Annotated in this window: 7 protein-coding genes; 2 read left to right on the forward strand and 5 right to left on the reverse strand. The window is 41.1% G+C overall.

Annotation, left to right across the window (positions count from 1 at the left end; translation table 11 throughout):
- Positions 1–156: 156 nt before the first annotated feature.
- The 5 genes from L2748_RS22180 to L2748_RS22200 all read right to left on the reverse strand — a co-directional run bounded on the left by L2748_RS22180 (position 157) and on the right by L2748_RS22200 (position 6,460).
- The gene (locus L2748_RS22180) at positions 157–1,080 is read right to left on the reverse strand and encodes an Abi family protein (RefSeq protein ID WP_220783204.1); all 924 of its coding nucleotides are present in this window, start codon (positions 1,078–1,080) and stop codon (positions 157–159) included.
- Positions 1,081–1,401: 321 nt separating this feature from the next.
- Positions 1,402–2,142 carry a DUF4391 domain-containing protein gene (locus L2748_RS22185; protein ID WP_220783205.1) on the reverse strand — a complete coding sequence of 247 codons (741 nt, stop codon included), beginning with the start codon at positions 2,140–2,142 and terminating at the stop codon, positions 1,402–1,404.
- A 1-nt stretch (position 2,143) separates the two neighbouring features.
- Complete coding sequence (locus L2748_RS22190) at positions 2,144–5,446, reverse strand: helicase-related protein (protein ID WP_220783206.1); 3,303 nt, start codon at positions 5,444–5,446, stop codon at positions 2,144–2,146.
- 2 nt (positions 5,447–5,448) lie between these two features.
- Positions 5,449–5,928, reverse strand: a complete 480-nt coding sequence (locus L2748_RS22195) for an addiction module antitoxin (protein ID WP_220783207.1) — start codon at positions 5,926–5,928, stop codon at positions 5,449–5,451.
- Positions 5,929–6,046: 118 nt separating this feature from the next.
- Positions 6,047–6,460: a hypothetical protein gene (locus L2748_RS22200; protein WP_220783208.1), complete on the reverse strand. Its 414-nt coding sequence runs from the start codon at positions 6,458–6,460 to the stop codon at positions 6,047–6,049.
- A gap of 242 nt (positions 6,461–6,702) precedes the next feature.
- Here L2748_RS22200 and L2748_RS22205 point away from each other — a divergent pair, with 242 nt between their 5' ends.
- Positions 6,703–7,938 carry a TniQ family protein gene (locus L2748_RS22205; RefSeq protein WP_220783209.1) on the forward strand — a complete coding sequence of 412 codons (1,236 nt, stop codon included), beginning with the start codon at positions 6,703–6,705 and terminating at the stop codon, positions 7,936–7,938.
- Positions 7,932–9,338, forward strand: coding sequence for a hypothetical protein (locus L2748_RS22210; protein WP_220783210.1), 1,407 nt, complete (start codon positions 7,932–7,934; stop codon positions 9,336–9,338). The genes L2748_RS22205 and L2748_RS22210 overlap by 7 nt, the downstream gene beginning before the upstream one ends.
- Positions 9,339–9,412 lie beyond the last annotated feature (74 nt).

Raw genomic sequence — 9,412 nt, forward strand, 5'->3', positions numbered from 1 at the left:
GAGTTTTACGTGGTTTATTTGTTTTCATAAGTACCTCAATGGTGATTGTACTTACTTAGTGGAGTGTCTAAAAGTAGTGGCAGGGATCAGTTATTAATAAGCTGCCTGTATGGGGCAAGCCTAGATTGTTTGATATAGCTTTAGGCGCTTTAAAAGCTATTGCCAAATTTGACGTTGTTGCCAGTCTGCAGGGAACCCCATTTTGCTTGTGTCTATTTTGTGGCTTTGGATTAAATCAATTAGCCTTTGCTTCCAGTGGTGACCAGGGTTCATGATGTTCATCAGGTGAATCAACATCACTAAAGTGTTGTAGATCTTTCGCTGGGCACGACCTTGTTGTTGAGTACTATCTAGCCCTGCAACTAAGTCTTGTGGTCCTCGCCTAGGAACAGTCATTGTTAGGGTAAAACCTCGGTTCCATAATCTAGCATGATGAGCGCTATAGTTACGTACGTGTGTTAAATGCTTACAAAATGAGGTTAATATGCTCTCATCAACTTGGTAGGCACGAGCAATATCTTGTCTATCGCGACGTTTTTTAATGTTGCTATACCACTTTGAAAGTTGCCCTATAGTCATCAGCTCTACAGCCGCCCAAATTGGCGGTAAGTCTTCTGAGTACTTATTTGTTAAGTGACGAATAAAGTCTTCTCGGCTACGGTTTACCTCACCCTCTAGGTTCTCGACTGACTTATCGTAAATCTGTGTTGAGTGAAAGATTGCAGGGTTGAGATGAGGATGAGCGGTGCCGTAAGAGTGACTCAAGCTATAAGCAATCTGAGTTCTCAGAGATACTTCAAATCGTTCAATAGCGTCGAGCATTAATAGCCGGAGTTCTCGGTCGAAAATATACAAGTTCAACACATCTTCGAATTTTGTATTTGCTTGGAATGTATGAGATGCATGATCTTGCTCAAAGGGAAGGCAATAGGCGGCGAAGCGATAATAGTTTAATTGACTAAGGTAAAACTCAGCTTCTGCTCTATTACTAACGATTAAGCCTCGCTGTTGTAACTTCTGAATTTGGTCGGCAAAAGTTATTGGGGGCTTTACGAAAGGAATTTGGGGTCCAACAGGCATTAAAAAAACCTCGTTTGTTTAAAGGTTTGGAGGAATGCTGGAGAATTACTTAAGGCCCAGAAACGAGTAACCCCTCGCGGTGCGCTGTATCCCTTCTCGGAAGAAAGGCTGGAAGCGGGAGGGGTATTGTTAGAGCTGATTATAGGCATTTTTATGGGCTTTTCAAGTGAAAACGCCGATGCTTTACTATTTATTGTGTAATATTGCTTTGTATATTCACTTCCATATATCGCCATAGATCTTCCTTGGGTACTAACTCTACTGACCCTTGATACATCAGTACCAATAGGTTTACAGCTATTGTTTATCACCCCAAGCAGACTAGCAAATTGAGTCATTTTTTTGCTCCAATTTTGCGTCATGTGACTTTAGGGATGTGATTTGATTCTTTAGCTGGTTAGCTTGCTTGTTCAGCTCAACTTTACGGTTAAATTGCTTCTCTTTTCTTAACCGTGTTTGGAGTTTCTCTAGCTTTGCTGATAATACTTGAATCTGCCCTATACGAGAAAGTTGATCTTGGAAACTCTCATTTTCAAGTGCAGGCTCTGTGATTAGGTTCCTGATAAGCGCTGTGTATAATCCCTTAATATCCAACACTATTGGCAGTGAACAAGCTTTGTCTGGTGTACTTGCTACCCAGTTTGACTGGAAATACTGCTCTACAACCATAGTCTCGGTGTCACGCTTATTATGGCGTTTGTATGCCATTACATATTTGATCTTTGGGCGACTGTTATTCGAGTCGAATACCCTATAAAGCAAAGGAGAGGGTATTGCTTTATCAAGGGTTTCAAAGATCTGTTGGTCGGGCTTTGGCACATCTGGCTTCAGGTAGATATCGAATACTTGTATCTCGGTAACATCTTCATGCGCAGCTAAGTTTAATGTGTCACTAGATAGCTTATAACGCCAAATGATCTGTTCTATCTGTTTTACAAATAGCTGTTTGACTATTGTTGTTGGTTGGGCTTGCTGGTAGATCGTCTCTTTTGGGAGTTTCTGACCATTTTTGTCGCTTCCTAGGGCGCAGCTGCCTGGGAATGTAAAAAGCTGAAAGTTCACTTTAGGCCCCTTCAGTTTTGCTACTTGCAGAGGAGTCATTTGCTCTTACTACAATGAAGTTTATGAGTTCGAAGTCATCTAACCCTGAGATCTCATTAGTTAATGCCGTTGTTGAAGTGTTACCAAAGAGGCTTGTTAAATCACCGCTTGCTTTAACTTCCACCATAGAGGCAATTGCTTGATCTAGTAGATCTGAATAGAAGTGCATATTGCGGCCGTCTTGAGTCACATGATTAAACTGCTCACACACAGTTGCCTCAGGTTCTGTTTTGCCCTTACAGGCTGCTCTGATGCGATCTAACAGCGGTTTTACCTGCATGTGATTGATAATCACCTCGCCACTATCAGCCATATAGATGAGATAATATGGGTGCAGTCGGTTGAGCTGGTTAATGTTGACACTGTGATTACGGTTACGGAGCGCAAAGATTGCTCCAGGTACTAGCCCTATCTCTGGGTTTGCTGCAACTACAGCATGCATGCCATTGGGCTGTGAGCTTAAGTCACCATTATTTTTGATGTAATTAAGCAAGTCCATGCGAAACTCATTCAGGCCTAGATCTGTAATAGATACACCGGTTTTTATATCTTCAAGATCGATGACTTCTTCTTGCAACTTGGCTAATTGCTCTTTGCGATATGCGACATCATTTGCTTCAGCGCTAAGAACATTATCGTCACCCGTAGCTGTGATATCTGATATAACCATACGATTTTCTACTCGTTCTTTGAGGTTAATGTATTCATCTAGGCTGATATCTGGCCAATAGTTAACAAGTTGGATTGCCGCATTTGTTGAGCCAATACGGTCCACTCGACCAAAGCGCTGAATTATACGAACGGGGTTCCAATGGATATCGTAGTTAATTAGGTAGTCACAATCTTGTAAGTTTTGACCTTCGGAAATACAGTCGGTGCCGATTAGCAGATCTAGCTCTAGAGCTTCATTAGGTAAAACCTGAGCTTTCTCTTTTGATTTTGGTGAAAACAGCGTTAGCAAACTCTGAAAGTCGTAGGCTTTACCTATGGTTGATTTAGCCGCACTACTCCCTGTTACTTTTCCTGTATGAATATCAAAGTCCATTTGAAACTCGTTAGCCAAGTTGTCGTATAGGTAGTCTGCTGTATCGGCAAAGGCGGTAAAAATAAGTATTTTTTTATTGCCTGGATTTAACGGTGTACGCCACTTATCTTTTATATGCTGTTTTAAGTGTTGTAGCTTAGCGTCATGCTCTGGTGTGAGTTTTTGCATTTCTTTGAGTAGCGCTGAAATAACCTCGAGATCATTGCTTAGATGATGCTCCCATGCCGGAAGATCCATATCCGCTAGATTAATTTTTACCTTTCCCCCAGTTGAAAACGGTTCATCAACATCAGCTAAATCCTCATCCCAATCGGCGCCATCATATTGATTAGCATTGTCATTAAAGCCTTGATCTAATCCACTTCGCTTAAATGAATCAATATTAGATAATGCGGTTGCTAACGTCTTATGCAAACCTTTAAGGGTCAGCTTAAAAGCATGAACAGAGCTTTCTAATCGTTTTAACAAGTTAATTGTCATTAGACGCTGTAGCGCCTTTTCGCGATCAACTTGACGTAGCGTACTCTTACCGCCACTTACGGAGGTATCGTACATCTCTTCATACTTTGTTATCCGGCTTGGTAGTATGTAGCTAATAGGGGCATATACAGCCATTTTTAGCTTTGACAACTCTTCAAATATGTCGTTAAAACCAATAACATCAGCGCGCATTGTGAGTGGTGGATGAAATGATTTGGGTTTCATTCTCTCAGGAAATGGGCCTATATCAGAAGTGTCGTAAAAAGTCTGAATGTGCTTTCTTGAGCGAGCAATCGTTACGCTATCTAGTAGCTGAAAGAAGTCAAAATCAAGTGAGTCAAGTAATCGAGATGCGGTTCTATCTTCTGGTGCTAGATCTGCCCAGTCATTAAATGATTTTTGAGCACGTTTAAAGATCTGCTCGATACTATACTGGGTGCCAACCTGCTCTTGCAGAACGTGAGATTCACCTTCGTAAGCCAGAGCAAGCTGGTTTCGTAGGTCTGCAAACTTATTGTTCACGGGCGTTGCTGAAAGCATCAATACTTTGGTTTTTACACCGGCACGGATAACCTTATTCATCAATGCCTGATAACGAGTCTCTTTGTCCTTATACACTTGGTTGTTTCTGAAGTTGTGGGACTCATCAATAACAACTAGATCATAGTTACCCCAATTGATGCGGTTCATTGGAATGCCAAATGATTCACCAGATGTTCTTTGAAGGTCTGTATGGCAAAGCACGTCAAAGTTAAAGCGATCTTTTACAAAGGGGTTAGTGACTAAGTTACGGTTATAGTTCAGCCAGTTGTCTGCGAGCTTTTTAGGGCACAAAACAAGTACTGATTTATTACGGAGCTCGTAGTACTTTACTACAGCCAATGCAGTAAAAGTTTTGCCTAAACCTACGCTGTCAGCCAAAATGCAACCACTGAAAGTCTCAAGCTTATTTATGATGCCTGTGGCTGCATCTCTTTGATAGTTAAATAGCTTGTTCCAAATAAGGCTGTCTTGGTAACCTGTTCTATCATTGGGTAATACGTCTTCATTAATATCCGCCAGGAACTCATTGAAAATATTATAGAGCAGCTGAAAGTAGATTCGCTCGGGTGAGTTTTCTTGGTAGACGGAAGATATATGATTAATTAGCCGCTGCGTGACATCTTCAACTTTGTCTTGATCGTTCCATATTTGATTAAATAGACCCAAAAATGTATTCGTTGTTGCAGGTTCATCCATGCAGTTAACGATATTTGATACCGCATTACCTTGCTGATAGCCTAAATCAACGGCGGTAAATCCTTGCAAAGGCATGTAGATAGATTTTTTTGATTCACTCTCTACACCTGCGAATTGCTGCATGGGTGACCCAGTGGTATTGGAGCTAAACTTTGCCTTTCTTATAATCCAGTTTGAGCACTCTTTAGCGATGGCTTTTTGAGTTAGCTTATTTTTTAGCTGGATCTCGAACTCTGTACCATAAAAGCTTCGCTCTCTTTGCTCTTTAGGTATATGAAACTCACGCTTCTCTTTTTTAAACTTGTCCGATACTTCGGACTCTACAAAAGTTGGAGAAGTGAAGATAAACTCTAAAGAGTCGATCTGTTCAAGTTCTTCCTTTAACGCTTCATAGGCATAAATCGAGAAACAAGAGGCTGCTACTTTTAGTTTTGCACCAGGCTGTATGGTTGACTTTAAATCGTCACCAAGAAGGTCATTTAAATTATCAATGATATGCATGGTTAGCCCCAGACCTTTTGCCAACGAGAAAAGGCACTACGGTGACGGTCTGTCCATTGAGTGCAAATCACGTAAACCTGATCGTTAACTCTTGCAACTCTGCTCGTTGAGTAGCGGTTTCGACCTTTTGAGTCTTTTACTGCTAAGCGAATATCTTCTAATGATTCGCTTCTGGCTTTTTTTATTACAGGAAATGAAATACCAAAGGTGTGCTTGCTGTACTCTAATTGAGTCAAGTTATGGAGCTCGTTAGCAGGGAGTTCTGATTGAATGATATTTCTGATGGACTCTGTTATTTGTGAGTTTGTAATATCGCTCTGAATGTCATCTCTTTCCCCTTCTAGGGATACAGCAAATGGAAAGCCCTTCTGCTCAATAGATTTTGCTAAGAAAACGTTAATAGCAACATCAATTGGAACTTGTAGTTCCTGATAAGTTTTTGCAGCTTTTTCAAGTAACTCTTTATCTAGTTGAGTGAGCATTCTTCACCATACAAATATTACAAATAGTAAGTGTTGTAACTTAGCATGGTTTTTAATCGTATTACATTGAGGAGATCAATACTTATCGTAAAAAAGTCTAGAGAATATTGAGCGGGCATTAATATGAGGCAAATTTATCACTGCCGCGTTCATCACATAAAGCTTTCCATGTCTGTAGTGGAATCAGTTTACTTGACCAACCATAGTAACCCCAGGTTTTGGTTAAATCTTCTTCCCAGCATGCATCACAGGTCAACGCGTGATAATGAACTTTGTTGCTAATGATATCTTTATAGATCTCATGAAGGCTTTTAGGGTTATTACAATAGCATTTGAACTTCTTATCTCTGATCCTAGCGTTCAGAGGCCCAACAAGACGCTGATAGGTTTTTGGAAAGCATTTTTTTAGACGCTGGTTTACTGCATCCAGTACATCTTTTCTGTTTCTGTCTAGTGCATTATCACGCAGGGTTAGTAATTGCTTTTCGGTATCGTATCGCCCTTGGTGAATTTTCGAGACAATATTTGTCATTTGGCCTCTAAAGCGATAATTGACTGAACATACAAGAATTCGAATAGCTACTTTTCTGTTGCTAGTTATATATTAGAGTTGACTGTAAATTAAACGCTGGAGTTCTCAGTTGAGAGTTTGATCATTATTTTTGTTGAAACAATGTTTGATTACCTAATGGCTGTTATCATTTTTAGATAAGCTTGATAACAAACTTGGAAGCGAGTAACCTCTAACTAAGAATTCCTTAGTTTTGGTGCTTAATGGCTTTTCTCTTTTCACCTAAGTCGCGTGCATTCTCTGATGAGTCATTAGAGAGCTACTTGCTACGAGTTGTGGCGGAGAACTTCTTTGATTCCTATCAGCAGTTGAGCTTGGCCATTAGGGAAGAGCTGCATGAGTTGGACTTTGAAGCTCATGGCGCATTTCCTATTGAGCTAAAACGCCTTAATGTTTATCACGCCAAGCATAATAGCCATTTTAGAATGCGGGCGTTGAACCTGCTTGAATCCCTTCTTGATTTGCCTCGACATGAGTTACACAAACTGGCCTTACTGCGCTCTAATAGAACGTTCGTTGGTGGTATGTCGGCAGTGCACCGTAATGGTGTTGATATTCCGCTTAGCTTTATTCGTTATGCAGATGAAGATGGTATTGAGGCTATGCCAGTTTGTCCTCAATGCCTGAAAGAAGAGCCCTATATTCGCCAAGCTTGGCATATTAGGCCAGTTGAGGCTTGTGCCAAGCATGAGTGCGAACTGCTTCATCATTGCCCTGAATGCCAGCAGCCCATTAACTACATTGAGAACGAGTCTATTACTCATTGTGCATGCGGTTTTGAGTTTGCGTTAGCATCTAGCGAGAAAGCCGATAACCAAGCGGTTTTATTGTCGCGTAGTTTATTTGAAGGTGACGCCTTATCTAACAATCCTCTGTTATTCATGGGCACATCCGTTACTCAGCGATTTGCTGCTTTGCTTTGGTATCAGAAGCGTCATGCTAAAAATACTGAATGTATGGCGCATGGAGCCCTTGCTTACTTTGAAAATTGGCCGTCAAGTTTCTATCGAGAACTCGATGCTGTGACGACTGGTGCAGAGGCGAGGCTTATTGATCTATTTAATCGCACATCATTTCGGTCAGTTTACGGTGAGCTAATTCTACAGTCTCAGTGTGTACAACCAGAAGATAAAGAGCCGCATTTTATCTACCTTGCTTTGATGGATTACCTTAGCAAACTAGTTGAGTCACATCCTAAATCAAAAAAGCCTAATGTGGCTGATATGTTGGTATCTGTAGCTGAAGCTGCGGCGCTACTCTCTACCACTCATGAGCAAGTGTATCGACTCTATCAAGATGGCGTGTTAACTGCTGGAATGAGGCAGAAAATTCAGACTCGAATTGATCCTCATATTGGTGTGTTCTACCTAAGGCAAGTCATCGAATACAAGGTGAGTTTTGGTAATGATAAACAAGGGATGTATTTATCAGCATGGTAGATAAACTGAAATTCCAAGAGTTGTTAGACATTGACTTTATCGCTGAGCGTAATATTGCATTAAGGCGAGCATTTACCGCGTACACCGCACCGATAGATGTGACGGGCAGTGAAGCTTCAGCATTAACCATTCTACTTAATCTGACTTACCCTAGAAAACGGGTTGATGATCTACTTGATAAAAGGTTAGCCAAGCAAACACTCAATACTGATGCACATCTAGATGCCTGTATTGACGAGGTGAAATGGTTACATACGCATAATTTGAAGTACCCTGATATACGAGTCAGCAAGCAAAGGCTGATAACAGCACCTCCGTTTTCACATCCTAATGTATTGAGTAGCGCAAACTGCACTAGGGCTTTAGGTTGGTCACATGACAGTGCCAAAGTGAATTTAGCAAAGTTGTTTACCTGTCATTTTATCTGGCAAGAGCGAGTTTGCTGTCTTGCAACTCTTTTGGTTGATCCTCCTAATGAGTGGAAGACAGCTTTTCAACAATTGGGTATGCCTGTGAAGCACTTCATGAATGTGTGCGGCAGGGTAAAAGCTTCATTGCCTAACGATGATAGCCCCAGTCGTGTCGATAAATATTCTGTTCAAGTTCGTCTCCCTTATCGAGATGGCTATTTGGCGATAACGCCAGTTGTTAGCCACGCTCTTCAAGCTGAAATACAACAAGCTGCAATGGCTAAGCAGGGCCGATACACCAATATTGAGTTTACGCGTCCAGCTGCCGTTAGTGAGTTATCGGCATCGCTTGGTGGTAACGTTAAAGCGTTGAATTATCCACCTCGGATAGGAAATGCAGTGCATGGATTAAGTGACTCTTGGGTATTAAAGGTTCAAGCCAGTCAAACTGTGTTAAACCAAGGCGCGTTATCACAACCTAGATTTAAAAGAGCCTTAGAGGGTCTTCTATCAAATGATTTTGAACTGGCATTGAAGCAACGCAGGCTGCAGAAAGTAGCAAGCATGAGGCAGATAAGAGCAACCCTGACTGAATGGTTATCACCATTATTAGAGTGGCGTTTAGAGGTGGAAGAGAACAAGGTTAATGTTAGCGAGCTCGCCTGTATTCATGGTTCATTTGAGTATCAGTTTCTAAGGAGGCCAAATGATCACCTTGTCGAGCTACTAACCCCCATGTTTAGCTTGTTAAACACAGTGTTGTCTAACTCAAATTCATTACAGAAATATGCTTTCCATCAGCGTTTGATGAAGCCATTGAAAAGTAGTTTGAAACGGTTACTCGATAACCTCTCGAAGGAACCGAATGCAGTAGCAATAGATCAAGATGAAGACAATCAACAACGTTATTTATATTTGAAAGGCATACGAGTATTTGATGCCCAAGCATTATCTAATCCCTATTGTGCAGGTATTGTAGTGGTCAAGTAAAACTGGACACGGACTTGTACGTATTCCAAAATCTTCGTTCAGATTCATTTGGGGTCAAGCCGCCATTATAACTA

Origin of the sequence: Shewanella sairae (assembly GCF_023283535.1) — a bacterium.
Classification (GTDB): domain Bacteria; phylum Pseudomonadota; class Gammaproteobacteria; order Enterobacterales; family Shewanellaceae; genus Shewanella; species Shewanella sairae.

What these genes read in the sequence shown, in the direction of transcription:
- L2748_RS22180 (WP_220783204.1), bottom strand. Translation starts at nt 1,080, where the DNA reads ATGCCTGTTGGACCCCAAATTCCTTTCGTAAAGCCCCCAATAACTTTT.
- L2748_RS22190 (WP_220783206.1), bottom strand. Translation starts at nt 5,446, where the DNA reads ATGCATATCATTGATAATTTAAATGACCTTCTTGGTGACGATTTAAAG.
- L2748_RS22195 (WP_220783207.1), bottom strand. Translation starts at nt 5,928, where the DNA reads ATGCTCACTCAACTAGATAAAGAGTTACTTGAAAAAGCTGCAAAAACT.
- L2748_RS22200 (WP_220783208.1), bottom strand. Translation starts at nt 6,460, where the DNA reads ATGACAAATATTGTCTCGAAAATTCACCAAGGGCGATACGATACCGAA.
- L2748_RS22205 (WP_220783209.1), top strand. Translation starts at nt 6,703, where the DNA reads ATGGCTTTTCTCTTTTCACCTAAGTCGCGTGCATTCTCTGATGAGTCA.
- L2748_RS22210 (WP_220783210.1), top strand. Translation starts at nt 7,932, where the DNA reads ATGGTAGATAAACTGAAATTCCAAGAGTTGTTAGACATTGACTTTATC.